General features: G+C 61.1%; 17 protein-coding genes. 11 read left to right on the top strand and 6 right to left on the bottom strand.

What is annotated here, in order from left to right:
• Positions 1 to 18 precede the first annotated feature (18 nt).
• A complete protein-coding gene (locus NW808_RS07255; protein ID WP_414420763.1) occupies positions 19 to 690 on the top strand; it encodes a DUF1614 domain-containing protein in 672 nt (223 codons plus the stop codon).
• On the opposite strand, the gene NW808_RS07250 is transcribed toward NW808_RS07255, so the two are convergent.
• Positions 687 to 2,810, bottom strand: a complete 2,124-nt coding sequence (locus NW808_RS07250) for a caspase family protein (protein WP_414420762.1) — start codon at positions 2,808 to 2,810, stop codon at positions 687 to 689. The genes NW808_RS07255 and NW808_RS07250 overlap by 4 nt on opposite strands.
• 174 nt (positions 2,811 to 2,984) lie before the next feature.
• Here NW808_RS07250 and NW808_RS07245 point away from each other — a divergent pair, with 174 nt between their 5' ends.
• Positions 2,985 to 4,907 carry an ABC1 kinase family protein gene (locus tag NW808_RS07245; RefSeq protein WP_414420761.1) on the top strand — a complete coding sequence of 641 codons (1,923 nt, stop codon included), beginning with the start codon at positions 2,985 to 2,987 and terminating at the stop codon, positions 4,905 to 4,907.
• Positions 4,908 to 4,930: 23 nt separating this feature from the next.
• Here NW808_RS07245 and NW808_RS07240 read toward each other — a convergent pair whose 3' ends face one another.
• Both NW808_RS07240 and NW808_RS07235 read right to left on the bottom strand, forming a co-directional pair.
• Positions 4,931 to 5,302 carry a hypothetical protein gene (locus NW808_RS07240; RefSeq protein WP_414409793.1) on the bottom strand — a complete coding sequence of 124 codons (372 nt, stop codon included), beginning with the start codon at positions 5,300 to 5,302 and terminating at the stop codon, positions 4,931 to 4,933.
• A 482-nt stretch (positions 5,303 to 5,784) separates the two neighbouring features.
• The gene (locus NW808_RS07235) at positions 5,785 to 6,255 is read right to left on the bottom strand and encodes a hypothetical protein (protein WP_414420760.1); all 471 of its coding nucleotides are present in this window, start codon (positions 6,253 to 6,255) and stop codon (positions 5,785 to 5,787) included.
• 235 nt (positions 6,256 to 6,490) lie between these two features.
• On the opposite strand from NW808_RS07235, the gene NW808_RS07230 reads away from it, so the two are divergent.
• The 3 genes from NW808_RS07230 to NW808_RS07220 all read left to right on the top strand — a co-directional run bounded on the left by NW808_RS07230 (position 6,491) and on the right by NW808_RS07220 (position 10,240).
• Complete coding sequence (locus NW808_RS07230; protein WP_414409795.1) at positions 6,491 to 6,745, top strand: DUF751 family protein; 255 nt, start codon at positions 6,491 to 6,493, stop codon at positions 6,743 to 6,745.
• Positions 6,746 to 6,869: 124 nt separating this feature from the next.
• Positions 6,870 to 8,369 (top strand): site-2 protease family protein, encoded by a 1,500-nt coding sequence (locus NW808_RS07225; RefSeq protein WP_414409796.1) that lies wholly within the window; start codon positions 6,870 to 6,872, stop codon positions 8,367 to 8,369.
• Positions 8,370 to 8,413: 44 nt separating this feature from the next.
• Positions 8,414 to 10,240, top strand: coding sequence for an aspartate kinase (locus NW808_RS07220; protein WP_414405305.1), 1,827 nt, complete (start codon positions 8,414 to 8,416; stop codon positions 10,238 to 10,240).
• A 333-nt stretch (positions 10,241 to 10,573) separates the two neighbouring features.
• Here NW808_RS07220 and psbA read toward each other — a convergent pair whose 3' ends face one another.
• Positions 10,574 to 11,632 carry a photosystem II q(b) protein gene (psbA, locus tag NW808_RS07215; RefSeq protein WP_414409798.1) on the bottom strand — a complete coding sequence of 353 codons (1,059 nt, stop codon included), beginning with the start codon at positions 11,630 to 11,632 and terminating at the stop codon, positions 10,574 to 10,576.
• Positions 11,633 to 11,955: 323 nt separating this feature from the next.
• The gene (gene carB / locus NW808_RS07210) at positions 11,956 to 15,180 is read right to left on the bottom strand and encodes a carbamoyl-phosphate synthase large subunit (protein WP_414420759.1); all 3,225 of its coding nucleotides are present in this window, start codon (positions 15,178 to 15,180) and stop codon (positions 11,956 to 11,958) included.
• Between the two features lie 132 nt (positions 15,181 to 15,312).
• Here carB and purN point away from each other — a divergent pair, with 132 nt between their 5' ends.
• Genes purN through trpD form a run of 5 tightly spaced genes read left to right on the top strand, consistent with a single transcriptional unit; the run spans position 15,313 to position 17,794 of the window.
• Positions 15,313 to 15,963, top strand: coding sequence for a phosphoribosylglycinamide formyltransferase (purN, locus tag NW808_RS07205; protein WP_414409800.1), 651 nt, complete (start codon positions 15,313 to 15,315; stop codon positions 15,961 to 15,963).
• A gap of 12 nt (positions 15,964 to 15,975) precedes the next feature.
• The gene (locus NW808_RS07200; RefSeq protein WP_414409801.1) at positions 15,976 to 16,134 is read left to right on the top strand and encodes a hypothetical protein; all 159 of its coding nucleotides are present in this window, start codon (positions 15,976 to 15,978) and stop codon (positions 16,132 to 16,134) included.
• 24 nt (positions 16,135 to 16,158) lie between these two features.
• The gene (locus NW808_RS07195; protein ID WP_414420758.1) at positions 16,159 to 16,548 is read left to right on the top strand and encodes a hypothetical protein; all 390 of its coding nucleotides are present in this window, start codon (positions 16,159 to 16,161) and stop codon (positions 16,546 to 16,548) included.
• Positions 16,545 to 16,727, top strand: coding sequence for a hypothetical protein (locus NW808_RS07190; RefSeq protein WP_414420757.1), 183 nt, complete (start codon positions 16,545 to 16,547; stop codon positions 16,725 to 16,727). Before NW808_RS07195 ends, NW808_RS07190 begins: the two co-directional genes overlap by 4 nt.
• A 35-nt stretch (positions 16,728 to 16,762) precedes the next feature.
• Entirely contained in the window at positions 16,763 to 17,794 is a 1,032-nt protein-coding gene (gene trpD / locus NW808_RS07185) for an anthranilate phosphoribosyltransferase (protein WP_414420756.1), read from the top strand.
• Here the strand turns inward: trpD and NW808_RS07180 are convergent.
• Complete coding sequence (locus NW808_RS07180) at positions 17,791 to 18,417, bottom strand: nitroreductase family protein (RefSeq protein ID WP_414394834.1); 627 nt, start codon at positions 18,415 to 18,417, stop codon at positions 17,791 to 17,793. The genes trpD and NW808_RS07180 overlap by 4 nt on opposite strands.
• A gap of 207 nt (positions 18,418 to 18,624) precedes the next feature.
• Here NW808_RS07180 and dapA point away from each other — a divergent pair, with 207 nt between their 5' ends.
• On the top strand, positions 18,625 to 19,545 hold the full coding sequence (dapA, locus tag NW808_RS07175) for a 4-hydroxy-tetrahydrodipicolinate synthase (RefSeq protein WP_414420834.1): 921 nt from the start codon (positions 18,625 to 18,627) through the stop codon (positions 19,543 to 19,545).
• Positions 19,546 to 19,570: the final 25 nt, after the last annotated feature.

The raw sequence follows: 19,570 nt of genomic DNA, 5'->3' as shown, positions 1-19,570 counted from the left end.
GGAAAGGGAATCTCCGCCATGTTCTACCTGCCAGTCTCACTGTTGTTGTTTTTAATGCTTCTACTGCTATTGCCCTTCCTCTGGCTGGGGCTAGCAGTGGATGTGGTAGCGCTGGCGGCAGGGAAGTTGGGCTTTTCCCGAGATGGGGCACTGTTGCTGCTGCTGGCTATCCTGGTGGGCAGCTCGGTCAATATTCCCCTCTACCGCGTCAGGTGCGAGGTAACTCTGGTGGAAGACCTGGCCAGCCTGTGGATGCGGCAATTTTGGGGGATCCCGTTGGCCAAGATCTCTCAGGAGACGGTGGTTGCCCTAAACGTGGGCGGGGGCCTGATCCCGCTGCTCTTGGCCCTGTATCAATTTGGCCGGGCCAGTGGGCTGTTGATCCTAGCCGTAACGGCGCTGGTAACTTTGGTCAGCTACTACGCTTCCCACGTAGTGCCCGGGATCGGCATTCAGATGAATCCCCTGGTGGCTCCGGCTACAGCGGCTTTGGCCGCTCTGTTCTGGGCTGGAGATCAGGCGCCGGCAGTGGCTTTTGCCGGAGGGGTTTTGGGCACGGTGATTGGAGCAGATATGCTGCACCTACCAGAGGTGTTGCGGCGCAGTTGCTCAGGCATCCTCAGCATTGGCGGGGCTGGGGTTTTCGATGGTATTGCTCTCTGTGGCCTATTTGCTCTACTGCTGAGCTAAACCAAGAGATAAGTAAGGGAAAGCGTGACCGATTGAGCCGGATCCAGCCAACGCAAGTCAGGGGCTCCCTCCTCAGCGCGGTAAGTCAACTCCTCGAAAAGGATTTGCGTCCACTCCAGCGGCTTGCTCAGCAACATCGGCGAACGGGTTACCCCCTGCTGGCGGGCCATGGCCTTGAGGGCCTCCAGGCTAGCAGAGAGGGGACGGGTGCTGGCCACAAACAGTAACTCGGTCAGTCCTTGGGCGTGGCAGGTAAGCAAATCGGGGTTGAGGACGGAGCGCGGCTCACGGACGGCCATCTCAGGCGGGGGTGGTATGGTCAGGCTGCCCCTAGCCTCTAGGCGCAGCGGCAGGGCAAGGTTGTCCTGGGGCACCGGAGCCAGCAGCTGCAGTTGCCCGCTGGAATCAACCATCAACAGATAGCCGAACAGATCCTGCTCGCCCTCGTTGCGCAGCGTGAGATAGAGAGGATCCCCGCGCAGGAAGCGGGGCATGCCCAGCTCAGCAGGAGCAGAGGCCCCTTGAGGAGGCCGCACTGCCCACGAGGGGGTTTTACCTCGGGTGGACAGTTCCCCCACCACCCCCAGCGACGAGACGGCAGCGTTGAGGGTGGTCCGCAGGCGCTTGGCCGCCAGCAGATGGGCCAGACGGGAGGCCAGCCGCTGCACTGCCGTAGTTGCCGCTTCGCCCGCTGGGCCACAGGAATTGAGAAGCAGCTCTCGCCCCGGCCAAAAGAGGCTGTAGCTGCCGACTTCCAGGCGCTTGGGCAGAGCGTCCCCTTGAAAGGCGGCAGCCATCTCTGGGGTGATGCGGCCCAGCAGGCAATCCACCTGGCGCTCGCGCGGGTTGGCCGTCTCCATCCAGCTATAGCCGGCGATGGCGTTGGTCAGATCCACTCTTTCAACGCGGCCCAGGCTGTCTTCTAACCCCACCAAGAGCTTGAGGCTGCTCGAGAGAGCGCGCAACTGCTCTCGCACCAGCGTGCCTACGGGGGGAAACTGATCTTCCCCGCCGACCGCTTGGACCTGCGCCAACAGCCCACTGCGGGAACGAATCAGAAGCGGCGTCGTTGGAGCAGCAGGATCAGCAACAAGGGGAGCCAGAAGGGTGCCCGGCTGGAGACCACACAGGGCTGCCGCTGGGATCCCCCCTAGCCACACCTGAGCACGGCTCCCCCTCACCTCCTGGATGACCCCGCTAGCCGCTGTCTGGGAGGGAATGAGGAAGTAGGGGGGGACTTGTCGAGCTATTTCTTTGCCCTCCAGGGTAGGGTGCTGACAAGAAAAGAGGCCCAGCTCCCGCCGACTGACCACCTGGTTGAAAGCAACTAGCAGGCGGGCAGGGGGCGTGGTCTCCCACAGGTACTGGGTCAGCAGGTAGGTGAGCACTCCTGCATGAAATCCCGGCCAAGCAGCTTCCGCTGCCAAGTCTTGGGGAGTGGTGGCAGCAATCAACAAGCCTTTGGGCCGAGGGGGCCAAACTTGCTGCCCTTCTGCAGAGGATGGCTGACCGGGATCCAGCACCTTGGAGGCTGCTGGCGGGACAGGTGGGCGGGAGCGCAGTTGGAGGTTGCCTCGTAGGGCAGGTGGGATGTGGGTAAAGCCGCAATCGAGTATGGTTGTGACTTGGGCCGTGCCCAAGTTTTGCACAAGCTGGAAAAAGCGCTCCAGCTCCATGGCCGCCAGGCTTTCGGAGCCCGACAACAGCAAAGCCGGCTGCCACTGATCCGGGGCCGATCCCGCCCGCCACTGGCCGTAGCCACTAAACTGCACGACCACTATTTTTTCCGCCGCCTGAGTTGGGCCCCCCAAGTGCTCGGCAAAGGCCGCTTGGACTGCGCTTGGCGTAGCCGCTCCATCGGTGAGGGCGAGAATGCCTGCCGGTTCAAAGCCAAAGCGGTACAGCAGCAGCTCCCGTTGCAGCTCTACGTCGGTTACACAGCCCTGCAGCGGGGATCCCTCGCCAGGGTAGCGGTTAATGCCAATGAGAAGAGCCAACTTGCGGGAGGTGGCTGCTAGAGCCTGTCGATAGCGCCTAGCCTGCCTGGTTAGCCAGCCGGGAGACAAACCAAGGCCAGCAGCAGCTAGGAGTAGTTTTTGGAGAAAAGACCGCCTTTCCATGCTGACCTGGTGGGCTGCCCCGCGGGCTTAGCGGCTAACCCATCGGCTTAAACTTTGTGCTCAGTCTGTGCCTATTTCAGGATATCTTTGTCCGCCCCAGATCAACCCCCCAGCCCACAAGCCGCTTGCCAACCCAGCAAGTTAAGATGTGTTACGAGATCCGTCGGGACTTCTATGGGCGCAACACTGTCGACAGCGGCCGCAGCCCAGCCAGCGGTGGCAGAGCAGCCTTTGCCTGGATCGGGGCAGCAGCCCTTGCAGCCGGCTCTGCGTTATGACCCAGAGGAGTTGGCTAGGCAGTATCGGGGGCGCTGGGATCTGGTGCTGGGGCGTCTTTTTCAGTTGATTGCCCCCTTTTTGGGGCTGTTGATCTGGGTCTTGTGGGATCGCTGGCGGGGGGTAGAGCTGAAGAACCGACGCAAGCATGCGGCGCGGCTGCGGGAGATCCTCACGGAATTGGGGCCGACAGCCATCAAAATTGGCCAAGCTCTCTCCACCCGTCCCGACCTGGTCTCGCCCCTTTTTCTGGAAGAGCTGGCCAAGCTGCAGGATGAGCTGCCCCCCTTCGACAATGCCACTGCCTTTGCCCTCATCGAGGCGCAAATCGGCCAGCCAATAGAGCAGATCTTTCGCGAGATCGGCCCGGAACCGGTTGCCGCGGCCAGCCTGGGGCAGGTTTACCAGGCGTATCTGCACACGGGAGAGAAAGTTGCCGTCAAGGTGCAGCGGCCCGATTTGATCGGGCGCATTTCCCTGGACATGTACATCATCCGCAGCCTAGCCGCCTGGGCCAAGCGCACCTTCCGCCGCATCCGCAGCGACCTGGTGGGCATTGTCGATGAGTTTGCTGGGCGGCTGTACGAAGAGATGGACTACACCCAGGAAGGCCGCAACGCCGAGCGCTTCCTAGAGCTGTACCGCCACCCCTCCATCTACGCTCCCAAAATCTATTGGGAGTACACCCGCACCAAGGTGCTGACAATGGAGTGGATCGACGGCATCAAGCTGACCCAGCTTGACAAAATCGCCGCTGCCGGGCTAAACGGGCAGCACCTCATCGAGATCGGGGTCAACTGCTCTCTGAAGCAGCTCTTGGAGCACGGCTTTTTCCATGCCGATCCCCATCCGGGCAACCTCTTGGCTATGTACGACGGGCGGCTGGCCTACATCGACTTTGGGATGATGAGCACCATCCAGCCGCACCAGCGCTACGGCCTCATCAAGGCAATTGTCCACTTGGTAAACCGGGATTTTGCCGCCTTGGCCCAGGACTACGTGGATCTGGAGTTCCTAGATCCCGACACCGATCTCACCCCCATCATCCCCGCCTTGGAGGACGTCTTCGCCGAGGCCCTAGGCAAGCCCGTGGCCGAGCTGAATTTCAAAAGCATTACCGATCGCCTCTCGGGGGTGATGTACAACTTTCCCTTTCGCGTACCTGCCTACTACGCTCTGATCATCCGCTCACTGCTCACCCTCGAGGGGATTGCCATCGGTCTGGATCCCAACTTCAAGGTCTTGAGCGTAGCCTATCCCTATGTGGCCCAGCGGCTCCTAACTGATCCCGCTCCAGAGCTGCGGGAAGCTCTGCGGGAGCTGCTGTTTAACCAGGGACAATTTCGCTGGAACCGCTTGGAAAATCTGCTGCGCAATGCCGTCAACAGCGAAGATTTTGACTTGCAGGGATCCCTAGAAAAAGCCGTTGATTTCCTCTTTTCGGAGCGGGGAGCCTTCCTGCGAGAGCAGCTGGTGGATATCCTCTTTTCCAGCTCAGGCAACGGATCTGCAGATGGCCTAACCCATCTGCAACGTCTGTGGTCAATTCTCAGCAGCAACCCCGCCTTTCAGCCGCTGCAGCTTTTGCCTCTAGTGGCCAAGGTAGCCGCCAAACCAGAAGCTCAACAGCTGGGGCGGCAGTTGGCCTCCCGCTGGCTGCAACGCCTGGCAGCCCGTCTGATCCGGGAGCTGCTGCTTGCAGAGGAGGGGAAGGAGCCTAGGTCACCCGCTTCCCTCAATGGGCGCCCCGGGAATAGCGGGCAAGCTGGGAAAATTCAAACCGCCCAGGCTTCCCCAGCCCAACCCGCTAGCGCAGTCTAGGTTTGCTGCCTCAGCTTCTTCTACTAGGCGTTCTCGTTTTTGGAACTGGGGGTGTTGAGAGCCAGCATCATCCACTCGGAGAATTCATCGCGGCGGAAGACCTGGGGGCAGGAACGCGGGCCAAAACGCAGTAGGCTAGGCATGCCGTGCTCTTTGAGGCGGGCTCGCAGCCAGGTGCCAACGCCTGTCTTGCCATCGTTGGGCATTTCGGTTTGAAAGTCACTGTACATCAGCAACAATTGACTGCGCGACTGGAGCACCGCATTCTCTTGAATCAACTTAGGCAGGGAGAGGTTAGCGTCCAAATTGCTGGCTTTGGTTGACTCTCGACGACGGCTGCGGGAACGGGATTTAGCGCTTTCGCGGTTCTTACGAGCTTTCGGTTCAATGGCCATAGAATCTCCTAGACGACTAAGGAACTCCCAAAAGGGACAAAAACCAGAACTCGCAGGCTGAGGAGAGAGCCCGCTGAGGAAGGTGGCTCGAGGGGTACAGTTCTGGGGCACTCACTGAGAAGGAGGGAAACACGCTCTCAGTCCAGCCAAAGAAAAGCTGCGCCAGCCTGCCGCCAAAGCTCAAGATCCCTTGCCTGCCACGGCAATCTCCAGCGCCTTGAGTTCCGGGCCACACATTCAAGACTTGTCTTCGTCTTGCCGGAGGAAGCTTGGCTTGGCTACCCCGGTTTGTAGGGTAGGGAAGTCCGGATGCTACTCTTAACTTAATATGACTTAAAACCCGGGCAGGTGAACACTCCCCATTGACCCAGAGGCTGCATAGCGCCTGCGGCTTATAACTTCCCAGGAAGCTGAGCCCTCACGGCAGCGCCGCCTGGCCTAAAGCTGGGGCTTGCGCCGCCTTTTGCTAGTCAGGAGCGGGCTCAGGTTTGCAGGCTTTGTCGGCCGTTGCGGATCACCCGCAGCGACTCCAGTAGCCGCATCTCTAGATCCTGCAAAACCTGATCCACGTAGCGGTGGGCCTCCCGCTGGAGACGCTCTGACTCCTGGAGGGTCTGTCGCCACACCTCCTCGCTCTGTTGGTAGGTTTGCCGCAACAACTGTTCCGCCTGAGCTTGAGCCTGGCGGAGGATGGTGGATTCGCTCACAAGCTGCTCGGCTCGGCGCTGGGCCATGGCCACGATCTCTTGGGCGTAGCGATGGGCCTCAGCCAAGATTTGATCCCGCTGGCGCAGCACTTCCTCAGCTTCCTCTAGAGCGGTGGGCAGGTTAAGGCGGATGAAGTCCAACTGCTCCAGGATCTTCTCTTCGTCGATGAGAGTGCGCGACCAGAACAAACGGGGACTGCTGAGAATCGCTGCCTCCAGTTGATCCAGGGCCTCCTGAACGCGCATCAACGCCAGAGTCTGATCCCTGGGCAGATCACTGGCGCGATTGAAGGCATCAGAGGGCAATTCTTGCATCAGTCTGGAAGGGGGGTGGCTGTGCTGGGCAAAGCAGGCAGGATAACGCCTACCATATTAGGTTCTCGCAGTCTTGAACCTGGGTGTTCCCACCCTTCCAGAGGCGGGGGACAGAGACCGCTATCTGTGGCAGACTGAGGGAAAGTTGTTGGGTTGCCCTCTGCTTATGCCCCAGCCGCAGCCTCCTCGCCGACTGGAAGATCAATTTGTGGAGAACGTCTCCCGCTACCCCACCTACTTCGTTACCGTCTTGCTGGGGGGAATTTGGGCTGGCCTACAGCCGTTTGTAAACCTGTACCGCAAAAGCGCGACGGCAGCAGCTCTAGTAACTGTGGGATCCCTAGCTCTGCTGTTGTTTATCTATTTCACCCTGCGGGCGATGACAGGGCACACGCTTCTGCCAGCGTGGATGTGGCGTTGAGAGTAAGAGAGCAGCTTACGAGCAAGCCAAGAGAAGTTTAGCTCCTGAGGGATCGCTGCTGCCGGCTCTAGCAAGCCGATCGGGTTTGCCGCTAGCTTGGTAAAGGTGTTTTCCTGTTGAGCTCATGGCAGATTGGATCCTGTTGGCACTGGTGGGCTCGACAACCTACCTGCTGCTACAAAAAAGCGTGGCCCGCCTCTCAAAGGTGCCCTGGCGGATCCTGTGGCTAGTGATGATGATCCCCCCCCTGCTTTGGGTGCTGGGGCGGCAGGTGTTTCAGTATGAAATGCCCCCTTTGCTAATGTTGGGGCTGTTTTTGGCCTCCTATTTTACCAGCATGACTTTGGCGCGTCGGGGGCGCCTCCAACCTCCACCAGCAGGCTCTCAGGCTGGAGTGGAAAACACCCCGGCCGAGCGGGATCCGGAGACAGAGGAAGGCGAGGAGGAAGGTGCTGCAGCTGCTCCCATCTCCATCTCGGAGGTGTCGCGGGAAAAGCTCAACCGCTGCTTTCCTTGGAACGTTTTCTATCTGCAAAGCGTGGAATACCGTCCTCAGGCCATCATCTGCCGCGGCAATTTGCGGGCGGATCCCACGGAAGCCTACGAGCAGGTACAGCGGAATGTGGAAACCACGTTTGGCAAACGCTTTCTGGTGGTGCTGCAGGAGGGGTTTGCCGGCAAGCCTTTTTTTGCCCTGGTGCCCAACCCGGCGGCGCGGCGCTCCCTAACCCGTCAGAAGGAGTGGCCTCTGCTGGCGTTGGGGCTGCTGCTGTTTACCTTTTGGACGACCCTAACTGCCGGCGCCCAAGCTTCTGGAGTCAGCCCTGACCGGTTGCTGCATCTACCCTCTCTGCTCAAAGGGTTACCTTATGCAGTGGGGATCTTGGCCATTCTGGGATCCCATGAAGGGATCCGCTACTGGGTGGCCCGCCGCCACGGCATCAAAACCTCGCTCCCCTATTTCATCCCGGTGCCTTTTGTGTTGGGAACCTTCGGGGCTTTCATCGAGCTGAAAGAGCCGGTGCCCAACCGCAAGGTGCTGTTTGACATCGCCGTTGCCGGGCCGCTGGCGGGCAGCCTGGTGGCGTTGACCATGTTGCTGGTGGGGCTGGTCTTTTCGACACCTGGGGAGCCTCCGGCAGAGCCAGAGGGGCAGCCGACCCCGATTAGCTTCCATCGCATTGACCCGCGCCTCTCGGTGCTGCTGGCCATTCTGGCGCGCCTGGTGCTGGGGGATCAGTTGCAGCCGGGGCAGGTGATCGATCTGCACCCCCTGGCCTTTGCCGGCTGGCTGGGTCTAGTGGTGGTTGCCTTTAACCTGGTGCCGGTGGGCCAACTGGATGGGGGCCACATTGTCCACGCCATCTATGGCCAGCAGATGGGGGCCAATGTGGGGCGAGTGACTCGCTGGCTGGTGCTGCTGCTGGCTTTGACGGTGCAGCCCTGGCTGTTATTGTGGGCGCTGCTTTTGTTTGTGATCACCAGTGCCGACGAGCCAGCCCTCAACGATGTCACCGAGCTGGATGAGGGGCGGGAGCTGCTGGGGCTGGCAATGTTGAGCTGGCTTGTGCTGATCCTGCTGCCGGTGCCACCCTTTTTGCAAAGCTGGCTTGGCCTGGCCTAGTTCGGGATAGGATCCAAACCACGTCAACCAGCTCAGCCCTGGCTATGCAAGCGGGTTTAATTGTCCAAAAGTACGGCGGCACCTCCGTCGGCTCCATCGAGCGCATCCAGGCCGTAGCCCAGCGGGTAGCCCACACGGTGGAGCAGGGGAAGCGGGTGGTGGTGGTGGTCTCGGCAATGGGAGAAGAAACGGATCGCCTGGTGGAACTGGGGGAACAGATCCTCCAGGGATCCCCGACCACGCCGGCCCAGTGGCGGGAGTGGGACATGCTCCTGTCTACGGGTGAGCAGGTCAGCATTGCCCTGCTGGCGTTGGCGCTGCAGCGCTTGGGCTACCCTGCCCTCTCCTTGACGGCGGCCCAGGTGGGCATCGTCACCACCCGGGATCACGGGCGGGCCCGCATTCTGCACATCCACACCGACCGCCTCTGGCAACACCTAGAGCGGGGAGAGGTGGTGGTGGTGGCCGGCTTTCAGGGCATCACCAGCCTAACTGAGCTGGAGATCACCACCCTGGGGCGGGGGGGATCGGACACCACGGCGGTGGCTTTGGCAGTGGCCCTGGGAGCCGAGCTGTGTGAGATCTACACCGATGTGCCCGGGATCTTTACTGCCGATCCGCGCAAGGTGCCCGAGGCCAGGTTGTTGCCAGAGATTACCGCCGACGAGATGCTGGAGCTAGCCAGCCTAGGAGCGCAGGTACTGCACCCCCGCTCGGTAGAAATTGCTCGCAACTACGGCGTCAAGCTGCGGGTGCGCTCTAGCCTGGAGCCGCTGCAAGCCGGATCAGAAGGCACCCTCATTGTCTCTCCCCCTGCTCGCGTCCGCTCCCCTGATAGCAGCATTGAGCTAGGGCGGGCGGTCGATACCGTGGAGCTGGATGGGGAGCAGGCCAAGTTGGTGTTGGTGGGAGTGCCGGATCGCCCGGGCATTGCCGCGCAACTGTTCCAGGAGATTGCTGCAGCGGGGATCAATGTCGACTTAATTCTGCAGTCGCTCCACCTTAGTGCGGCGGAGGGATCCCCTACCAACGACATTGCCTTCACCGTCAGCCGTGCCCAGGCGGCTCAGGCAGCAGCCGTGGCCCGCAAGGTTGGCCAGGAGCTGGGGTGTAGGGAAGTCCTTGTCGATGAGGCGGTAGCCAAGGTCAGCATTGCCGGGGTGGGGATGATGGGTCGCCCGGGCATTGCCGCCGAGATGTTTCGCGTGCTGGCGGAAGCGGGGATCAACTTGCAGATGATCTCCATGTCGGAGATCAAGGTCAGCTGCGTGGTGGCAGCCGAGCGGGCTGGGGAGGCCGCCCTGGCGCTGGGGGAAGCGTTTCAGGTGATTCCCCAGTTGCATCGAGTCAAGGCAGCGCCTTGCGGGGATCCCCTTCTGCGCAACCACCCGGTGCGGGGCGTTGCCCTGGATCTGAAGCAATCGCGGCTAGGCCTGCGCAAGGTGCCGGATCGGCCGGGGACGGCTGCCCATCTGTTTGGGCGCTTGGCGGATGCTGGCGTTATCGTCGACACCATCATCCAGAGCCAGCGGAGCTACCACAACGGCCTTCCCAGTAACGACATTGCCTTTACCGTGCCTCAGGATCAGGCCAGGGCGGCTGAGGCCGTGTGCTGTCAGGTGGCCGAGGAGCTGCAGGCAGCTGGGGTTGAAACCGACCACGACATTGCCAAAGTCAGCATCGTCGGCGCCGGCATGGAAACGTATCCCGGCGTGGCGGCGCGCTTTTTTGCTGCCTTGGCCGACGCCGGGATCAACATTGAGATGATCGGCACCTCGGAGATTAAGGTAAGCTGCGTGGTGCGACGGGAGCAGGGGATCCGGGCTCTCCAAGCTGTCCACCGTGCCTTTGAACTCGACCGTCCGCTCTGAAAGACTCATACAACGCTGGACAAAAGCAGACTTTTGCTCCAGGTTGACGCTTTCTTCCTGCTTCCACGACCCGTGGCTAGTGGCAGAGTTTGCCCCTACCACACCGCCAGAGGGATCTCCACAGGCGTGACTTCCCCGCAAGCTGCAGGTAGTTGCTCCTTGCTATACCGGGCACACCGGCTAAAGACGGAGCCAACCTTAGCCTAGGCAAAATGCCTACCAGAAAAGATGTACTCGCAAGCCTACTAGCTCAGCCCATCTACGTCAAGGCAGGAGGTTGGTCATGCCACAAAGTGGCTGATTGTCCAGTGAATCAAGGACTAGAGGAGAGCCCTAGTCTGTTTTGGCCGCCAGCAACAGGGGGAAGTGGTGGGCATTGGGGGCGTGCATGGCCTGGATCCCCAAGTTGGCGCGGTTGAGGAGATCGGCGTAGGTGGGGATGAACCGGCCCTGGCTGTCCAGGATGGACTGGTTGAAGTTAAAGCCATTGAGGTTAAAGGCCATTAGGCCGATGCCGATTGCCGCCGCCCAGATCCCCAAGGTAGGCAGGGCCGCCATCCAGAAGTGGACGGAGCGGCTGTTGCGCCAGCCAAGGCTGGAGATCCCCAGCCTCCCCAAGAAGGCATAGTGGCCGGCCAGGAAGTTGTAGGTGACCTCCTGCTGGCCAAAGCGGTAGCCGGCATTGGCTGACTCCTCTTCTGAAGTCTCCCGGATCAGGCTAGAGGTTACCAGGGAGCCGTGGAGAGAAGCCAGCAGGGCGCCGCCAAACACCCCCGCCACTGCCAGTTGGTGCAGCGGGTGCATGAGGATGTTGTGTTCCGCCTGGAAGGCGAGCATGAAGTGGAAGGTGCCGGCAATCCCTAGCGGCAGCCCCTCTGAGAAGCTGCCCTGGCCGATGGGATAGACCAGGAGCACCGCTGTAGCGGCAGCCGCCGGCGCAGAAAAGGCCACTGCAGTCCAGGGGCGCATGCCCAGCCGGTAGCTCAGCTCCCACTGCCGGCCCAGGTAGCACCACACCCCGATGAGGAAGTGAAACACGATGAGCTGGTAGGGGCCGCCGTTGTAGAGCCACTCCTCCAAAGAGGCAGCTTCCCAGATGGGATAGAAGTGTAAGGCGATGGCGGCTGAGGTGGGCACCACCGCCGCAGAAATGAGGTTGTTGCCCCCCAGTAGGGAGCCAATCACCGGCTCGCGGATCCCGTCCACGTCCACCGGCGGCGCAGCGATGAAGGCAATCACAAAACAAAAGGTTGCCGCCAACAAGGTCGGGATCATCAATACGCCAAACCAGCCGATGTAAAGCCGATTTTCGGTGCTAGTGATCCATTGACAAAAACTTTCCCAGCTCCAGAGCCGTCGTGCGGCAGCGGAGCGCCGAACAACCACACTCATAGGCCAACTCCTAGAAAATTTGAAGAGAGCTTTCTTCCACTTGCGCTTGGCAGAGTGACCTCAGGAAATGACTCAGCCTTGTCCTGGGGATCCTTCTCCTTCCACGCTAGACAGTCTCAAGAAAACTGCCAAGGATACCTAACGTTTGCAGCCAAAATGTGAAATAAATTGATTTATCGATACAAAAAGGTAGCTTAGTATTGCAGTTTATATTCCACCCCTTTTCCCAGGCCTCAAGAGCCAGTTTTTGCAGTCGAGAACTTCAGGATTTCTTAAGGTGGAGGTCTTAAGGATTTCTTCAGAAAAGCAACCCCAGCAGGCTCCTATCGCCCAATTTCGGCGTGAAACTCCTGCAGGGACTTCACCCCTAGGGATCCCGACTGCAGAGCGCGGATGGCAGCAGCAGTAGCCTTGGCTCCAGCCAGAGTAGTGACCAAAGGGATCTTGTAGGCCAGGGCGGTGCGGCGGATCTTCCGTGCATCCTGTTGGGCTTCACCGCCAGAAGGGGTGTTGACGATAAGCTGAATCTGGCCGTTCTTGATGGCGTCGATGACGTGGGGCCGGCCCTCGTGCAGCTTGAGCACCTTCTCGACGGGGATCCCGTGCTCGGCCAAAACTTTCTGGGTTCCGGCAGTGGCCAGCAGGCGAAAGCCTAGCTTGACCAACTCCTGGGCCACTGGGATCACCGCCTGCTTGTCGCGGTCGCTAACGCTGATGAACACGGTGCCCCCTAGGGGCAGGTTTTGGCCGGCAGCCAGTTGCGCTTTGGCAAAGGCGCGGCCAAAGTCGGTGTCAATGCCCATCACCTCCCCAGTAGAGCGCATCTCCGGCCCCAGCAGCGTGTCGGTGCCGGGGAACTTGTGAAACGGCAGCACCACTTCCTTAACAGCCACGTAGGGCGGGATCACCTCCTGGGTAAAGCCTAGCTCTGCCAGGGTTTTGCCGCTCATCACCTGGGCAGCGTAGGCGGCCAGGGGGTGGCCAATGGCTTTGCTGACAAACGGCACGGTGCGGGAAGCGCGCGGGTTGGCTTCCAGAACGTAAACCTGCTCCTTCTGGACGGCGTATTGGACGTTAATGAGCCCCACCACCTTGAGAGCTTGGGCCAACTTCACCGTCCAGTCGCGGATCACCTGCAGCACAGCAGGGCTGAGAGTGCGGCTGGGCAAGACACAGGCGGAGTCGCCCGAGTGGATCCCGGCCTGCTCAATGTGCTCCAGGATGCCGCCGATGGTTACAGCCCCGGTGTGGTCGGCGATGGCGTCCACATCTACCTCCACGGCATCCTCCAAGAACTGATCCACCAGCACGGGACGGTTGGGATCCACCGCCACCGCTAGCTGCATGTAGCGCCGCAGATCTTGATCCGAATAGACAATCTCCATGGCCCGCCCCCCCAGCACATAGCTGGGCCGTACCACCACGGGGTAGCCAATGCGCCGGGCAATCTCCAGGCTCTCCTCCACGCTGCGGGCAAGGCCGTGGGCTGGCTGGCGGATCCCCAATTCCTCGAGCAGGCGCCCAAACTGGCCGCGATCTTCGGCTATGTCGATGGAGTCAGGAGCAGTACCCCAGATAGGCGCTTGGGCTGCGGCTAGCCCCTGGGCCAGCTTCAGGGGGGTCTGGCCGCCAAACTGCAGGATTAGACCTAGCGGCTGCTCGGCCTCGACGAGGTTCATCACCTCTTCGTAGGTCAGGGGCTCAAAGTAGAGGCGATCAGCGGTGTCGTAGTCGGTGGAAACGGTCTCGGGGTTGGAGTTGACCATGATGGTCTCATACCCAAGGCGTCTGAGGGCAAAGACGGCATGACAGCAGCAGTAGTCGAACTCAATCCCCTGGCCGATGCGGTTGGGACCGCCCCCCAGGATCATCACCTTTGGCTTGGCGGTGGGGAAGGTCTCAGATTCGCTCTCGTAGGTGGAGTACTGGTAAGGGGTGGCCGCCTCGAACTCGGCAGCGCAGGTGTCCACGGTTTTGTAGGTGGGGATCACCCCCAGGGCCTTGCGGCGATCCCGCACCTGGGCTTCCGCGGAGCCGGTCAGGTGGGCAATTTGTCGGTCGCTAAAGCCCATTTGCTTGAGATGGCGCAGGTCTTCGGCCGTTAGGGATCCCAACTCCCGCCCTTTAAGGGCTTGCTCCACCTCCACCAACTCCTGCAGCTTGTCGATAAACCAGGGATCGATGTGGGTAAGCTGGGCAATTTCCTGGACCGAGAAACCCATGAGCAGGGCCGTGCGAATGGTCAACAGGCGGAAGGGGTTGGGGGTGCGCAGGTTGGCCCGCACTTCCTCTGGCGTTGGGAAGACTTCCGGCCTGTCGCTGCCAAAGCCAGGGCGGTCGATCTCCAAAGACCGCAATGCCTTCTGGATGGACTCCTGGAAGGTGCGGCCAATGGCCATCACCTCCCCCACCGACTTCATCTGGGTTGTCAAAACGGGCTCCGCCCCAGGAAACTTTTCAAAGGCAAAGCGGGGGATTTTGGTGACGACATAGTCAATGGTGGGCTCAAAGCTGGCAGGGGTTTTGCGGGTAATGTCATTGGGAAGCTCCGGCAGCGTGTAGCCCACAGCCAGCTTGGCGGCAATCTTGGCAATGGGAAAGCCGGTGGCCTTGCTGGCCAAAGCAGAAGAGCGGGAGACCCGCGGGTTCATCTCGATAACCCGCACTTCGCCATTGGCGGGGTTGACGGCAAACTGCACGTTGGATCCCCCCGTTTCCACCCCAATCTCGCGCATGATGGCGATGGCGTAGTCGCGCAGCCGCTGGTACTCCTTGTCGGTGAGGGTCTGCGCCGGGGCCACGGTGATGGAGTCGCCGGTGTGGACCCCCATGGGGTCGATGTTTTCAATCGAGCAGATGATGACCACGTTGTCCGCCAGATCCCGCATCACCTCCAGCTCGAACTCCTTCCAGCCGATGATCGACTCCTCCACCAGGATCTGGGAGATTGGGCTGGCCTCTAGGCCGGCGGTGCAGATTTCCTCCAACTCCTCCTGGTTGTAGGCCACGCCGCCACCTGTACCTCCCAAGGTGTAGGCGGGACGGATGATGAGGGGGTAGCCAATTTCTTGAGCAATCTGTTTGGCTTCTTCTAGGCTGCGGGCCAACCCTGAGCGGGGGACGGCCAGGCCAATTCGCTGCATCGCCTGCTTAAACAGCTCCCGGTCTTCGGCTTTTTCAATGGCCTCGCGCTTGGCCCCAATTAGCTCCACCCCGTACTGATCCAGGATCCCGCGCCGGGCTAGCTCCATCGCTACATTGAGAGCTGTCTGTCCCCCCATGGTGGGAAGGAGGGCATCAGGGCGCTCCCGCTCGATGATCTGGGCCACAAAGTCTGCCGTCACCGGCTCGATGTAGACGCGATCCGCCATAGTGGGATCCGTCATGATGGTGGCCGGGTTGGAGTTGACCAGGATGACCTCGTAGCCCTCCTCTCGCAGGGCCTTGCAGGCTTGGGTGCCCGAGTAGTCGAACTCGCAGGCTTGGCCAATGACAATAGGCCCTGCTCCGATGAGCAAGATCTTGTGAATGTCGGTACGACGCGGCATGGAATCCCTAGGGTGGCAAGGTCAGCCTTCTATTTTAAGAGGCGGGTTTAAGAGGCGGGCCCAGCTTGGGCGGTAAGATGGTGTACCTTGGGCAAGGGGCCTCAGAAAGGGTTGCTGTTGGAAAGCCTTGAGATGAACTTGCCTAGCCTCCTCTGGCCCGATCCTGGTGAGATCCCAGCTCCTCCTCGGCCCGGGATCCTGGGTGTTTTGGCTTCCGGCAACGGCAGCAATTTTGAGGCCATTGCCCAGGCCATCGAGGCCGGCGAGCTGCCAGCCCACATCGCTGTTGTGATCACCAACAATCCTGAGGCCTATGTGCGGCAGCGGGCGGAGCGCCGAGGGATCCCCTGTGTCCTCCTTAACCACCGCGACTATCCCAGCCGGGAGGCGCTAGATGCCGCCATCGTGGAGGTGCTGCAACAGCATCAGGTGGAGTGGGTGATCATGGCCGGCTGGATGCGCTTGGTGACTCAGGTGTTGCTGTCTGCCTATCCGGAGCGGGTTTTAAACCTTCACCCCAGTCTCTTGCCCAGCTTCAAGGGCCTACGGGCTGTGGAGCAGGCGCTGGCGTGCGGCGTAAAAATCGCCGGCTGCACCGTCCACCGGGTTACGTTGGAAATGGACAGCGGCCCCATCGTGGCCCAGGCGGCGGTGCCGGTCCTGCCGGAAGATACCGTGGAGTCGCTCTACCGGCGCATCCAGGCCCAGGAACATCGCCTCTATCCTCTGGCCATCCGCCTCTGCTTGGCCGAGGGATCCCTCTCCCAGAAGCCTCCCTCCTAGGAGGCGCACCCCATGGCCGAGATCTCACCCCTTCTTGTTTTCGATAGCTCCGCAATTCTGGCTGGGCGACCGGCTCGGTGGCAGGAATGGGCCCGCTTCGGGGTGTGTGTGCTGCCCCAGGCGGCGCTGGCTGAGCTGGAGCGCCTGGCTCGAGAAGCCATTGAGCCTTAGGAAGAGTCGACAGCGCGCGCCTTTTTGCGCCACCAGCCCAGCTTGGGGTTTGCCGTCTCAGCAGCCCGCGCCTGGGTCGAGGAGGTCAACGCCAGCGGCCACTCCCTAAAAGCTCGCCTGGAGCAGGCCATTGCCGAGTGCGCCTACGCCCTGGCCCAGCAGCAGCCAGGATCCCTAGTGGTGGTGGTGAGCAACGATCGGCCCTTGGTAGGGCGGATCCAGGAACTGAGGGTCTCCAACCTCTGCGCCATCTCTCTAGCCGAGCTCAACCGCTGGGTACACCTCAGGCAGTGGCCAGGGCTTTGGGACGGCTGCCGCGGCCTCCCCTTCCCGCCACGCCGCTCTCTTCTCGTCCTTCGGCCCGACCGCCTTCTCCAGTCAGCCAGGGATCCCGGGGATCTCCGCTTGGCTTGACCCCAGCAGGGGTACAAAAGGCCCTGGCGCTGGTGTGGGTCTTGGCCTTTTTCTCGGCAGCGGGCTTGTTGGCCTGGCGCTGGTTAGATCCCAAGGGGAGCGAAGGGATCTGGCGGCAGCTGCCTCTGTCCCGGATCCCTTGGCTGCGGGATCGCAGCAGCCCAAACAGGGCATACTAGGGTGAAGGCTTTCTCGAGACTCGTCCCTAGTAGCCATGACGGCAACGGCTGACCTTTGGCCCCAGCTTCTAGGCCAACTGCTGGAGCGGCAATCCCTCAGCGAGGCCCAGGCAGAAGAGTTGATGAATGGCTGGCTCAACAACCAAGTGCCGGAGGTGGTGTCGGGGGCAATCCTAGCAGCTCTCCAAGCCAAGGGGGTGAGCGCCAGCGAGCTGGCCGGCATGGCGCGGGTGCTGCAACGGGCTTCTCTGGGATCGCCGCTGGACCTGCCCCTCTTGGTGGATACCTGCGGCACCGGCGGGGACGGGGCTAGCACTTTCAACATTTCCACCGCCGTGGCCTTTGTGGTCAGCGCTGCCGGGATCCCGGTGGCAAAACACGGCAACCGTTCGGCCTCTGGCAAGGTGGGCTCGGCAGACGTGCTGGAGGCCCTGGGGGTGAACCTCAACGCCAAGCCAGAGCAGGTACGAGCCGCGGTTACCGAAGTGGGCATCACCTTTCTCTTTGCCCCCCACTGGCATCCAGCTATGCGGGCGGTAGCTCCCTACCGACGGGCTCTCAAGGTGCGCACCGTTTTCAACCTGCTGGGGCCCCTGGTCAATCCTTTCTACCCCAACCGGCAGGTTATCGGGGTTTACGCGCCGGAGCTGGTGCCGGTGGTGGCCGAGGCCCTGCGCCTGCTGGGGCGGGAAGAAGCCATCGTACTCCACAGCCGGGAAGGCCTTGACGAAGCTGGCCTCGCTCAGCCCACGGATCTGGGCGTTCTCTCCCAGGGATCCCTACACCTAGAGGTCTTGAACCCGCGGGATTACGATCTCACGCCCGCACCCGTCCAGGCTCTCCAGGGAGGGGACTTGACAGAAAATGCTGCCATCCTCACCCGCGTCCTCCAGGGAGGCGGCGAGCTTGCCCAGCGGGATGTGGTGGCCCTCAATGCAGCGCTGGCGCTTCAGGTGGCGGGAGCTGTGGCTGACTTGAGAGCTGGAATTGACCGAGCGCGGGAGATCCTTGCCAGCGGCGCCGCCTGGGATCGCCTGCAAAAGTTGGTCAACTTTCTGGCTTCCTAAAACTCCCGCCCTCGCCCAAAAGCCAGCACCTCGTCTACCCCTAGGCGGGGCTTGCGCGGCAGGTTGCCCGGTGCAGGGTAGCCCACCGCCAGCAGCATCACCGGCACGTAGCGGTCGGCAATGCCGAACTCCCGCTTTACCCCTTCTGGGTCAAAGCCAATCATCGGCCCGCTTGCCAAGCCCTTTGCCTGCGCCGCCAGCATCAAAGCCATGGCTGCCAGGGCCCCGGAGCGAATCGCCTCATCCCGCGCCAAAGTGGGGTTGTTGGCGTAGGTGGCTTGGGCCATGTTCACCCAGCTTTCCGCCCCTTCCGGGGAGAGGAGGCCCGCAGCGACGGCTCTTTGGACAATTTCAGGCAGCTTCTCATACCCCCGCAGATCCCCCAGGACGATGAACACCACTGCCGCGTCCGCCACCTTCTGTTGGTTGTAGGCCAGGGCTTTGAGGCGCTCTTTGTCTGCAGGATCGGTGACGGCTACGAACCGCCAGTGCTGGATGTTAAAGGAGGAGGGAGCTTCCGTAGCATAGGCAACCAGCTCCTGGATCTCCGCCTCCGACAGGCGGCGGCTGGGATCAAACTTGTCGGCGGAGATCCGCTCTTTGAGGGCAGCTAGGACGTCCATGGGGATCCTCGAGAAGAGCTGCTACCAGAAAACCGAGGACAAAATTGCCTTCTCTCATCCAGCTTATCCAGCCTAGGGCCTCAGCAAGATCCCTCTCCCGAAGGCAGGTATGATAAAGGGATGATTGGAGCTGGATGCCCCCAGCCCCTTTGGGGAACCTCGAAGTAGCCAATAGCAAGCGGTGTGGTTGAGGGGGAAAGGCAAGCGGTGGACTTCGGGCGCGTGCTGACGGCAATGGTGACTCCCTTTACGCCTGAGGGGGAGATCAACTACGAAGAAGCCGCTCGCTTGGCCGATTACTTGGTAACCCACGGCAGCGATGGCTTGGTGGTCTGCGGCACCACTGGCGAGTCTCCCACCCTGAGCTGGCAAGAAGAGTACGAGCTGTTTCGGGTGGTGCGAGATGCCGTGGCTGGCCGAGCCAAGGTTATCGCCGGCACGGGCTCCAACTCCACCCGCGAGGCCATCGAAGCCACCAAAAAAGCGGCTCAGTTGGGCCTGGATGGCTCTCTCCAAGTGGTGCCCTACTACAACAAGCCCACCCAGGCGGGGCTCTACGAGCACTTCAAGGCCATTGCCCAAGCCAGCGACTTGCCCATCATGCTCTACAACATCCCCAGCCGCACGGGGGTAAGCCTACAGCCGGAAACGGTGGCGCAATTGGCGGAGATGGAGACGATTGTCGCCATCAAGGAAGCTAGTGGTATCATGGACGTAGTTTCTGAAATTCGGCGGCTTACCCCCTCCCGCTTTAGCATCTACTCAGGAGATGACTCGCTGACCTTGCCGATTTTGTCTTTGGGGGGGAGAGGAGTAGTCAGCGTAGCTAGCCATTTGGTTGGGCTACAGCTTCAGGAGTTGATCCAGAGCTACCACAGAGGACAGCCCGAACAAGCCCTGGCTCACCATCTCCGCCTGCTTCCGCTGTTTAAGGTTTTGTTCATCGAGACCAACCCCGTTCCTATCAAGGCGGCGCTAGAGATGCAGGGTTGGCAAGTAGGTCGGGTGCGCCCTCCGCTAGCGCCTCTGCAGGCCAGCTCTCTACAGGTTTTGCGACAAGTGCTGCAAGGGATGGGACTACTGGATGAGGCGCAGGGATCTGAACAAAAAGCAGCAAAAGCTTCATGACTCTGTCTAACTAGGGGGCTTTCGG

The organism is Synechococcus sp. W70.1 (genome assembly GCF_047461515.1).
Lineage (GTDB): Bacteria > Cyanobacteriota > Cyanobacteriia > Thermostichales > Thermostichaceae > Thermostichus.
This window is presented reverse-complemented; position numbering and strand designations above follow the sequence as displayed.

Excerpts from the sequence above, each read along its gene's own strand:
- NW808_RS07230 (WP_414409795.1), top strand. The coding sequence starts at position 6,491 with ATGCCCCAGCCGCAGCCTCCTCGCCGACTGGAAGATCAATTTGTGGAG.
- NW808_RS07200 (WP_414409801.1), top strand. The coding sequence starts at position 15,976 with ATGGCCGAGATCTCACCCCTTCTTGTTTTCGATAGCTCCGCAATTCTG.
- NW808_RS07255 (WP_414420763.1), top strand. The coding sequence starts at position 19 with ATGTTCTACCTGCCAGTCTCACTGTTGTTGTTTTTAATGCTTCTACTG.
- NW808_RS07220 (WP_414405305.1), top strand. The coding sequence starts at position 8,414 with ATGCAAGCGGGTTTAATTGTCCAAAAGTACGGCGGCACCTCCGTCGGC.
- purN (WP_414409800.1), top strand. The coding sequence starts at position 15,313 with ATGAACTTGCCTAGCCTCCTCTGGCCCGATCCTGGTGAGATCCCAGCT.
- NW808_RS07240 (WP_414409793.1), bottom strand. The coding sequence starts at position 5,302 with ATGGCCATTGAACCGAAAGCTCGTAAGAACCGCGAAAGCGCTAAATCC.
- psbA (WP_414409798.1), bottom strand. The coding sequence starts at position 11,632 with ATGAGTGTGGTTGTTCGGCGCTCCGCTGCCGCACGACGGCTCTGGAGC.
- NW808_RS07180 (WP_414394834.1), bottom strand. The coding sequence starts at position 18,417 with ATGGACGTCCTAGCTGCCCTCAAAGAGCGGATCTCCGCCGACAAGTTT.
- NW808_RS07235 (WP_414420760.1), bottom strand. The coding sequence starts at position 6,255 with ATGCGCGTTCAGGAGGCCCTGGATCAACTGGAGGCAGCGATTCTCAGC.
- NW808_RS07250 (WP_414420762.1), bottom strand. The coding sequence starts at position 2,810 with ATGGAAAGGCGGTCTTTTCTCCAAAAACTACTCCTAGCTGCTGCTGGC.
- NW808_RS07245 (WP_414420761.1), top strand. The coding sequence starts at position 2,985 with ATGGGCGCAACACTGTCGACAGCGGCCGCAGCCCAGCCAGCGGTGGCA.
- NW808_RS07225 (WP_414409796.1), top strand. The coding sequence starts at position 6,870 with ATGGCAGATTGGATCCTGTTGGCACTGGTGGGCTCGACAACCTACCTG.
- carB (WP_414420759.1), bottom strand. The coding sequence starts at position 15,180 with ATGCCGCGTCGTACCGACATTCACAAGATCTTGCTCATCGGAGCAGGG.
- trpD (WP_414420756.1), top strand. The coding sequence starts at position 16,763 with ATGACGGCAACGGCTGACCTTTGGCCCCAGCTTCTAGGCCAACTGCTG.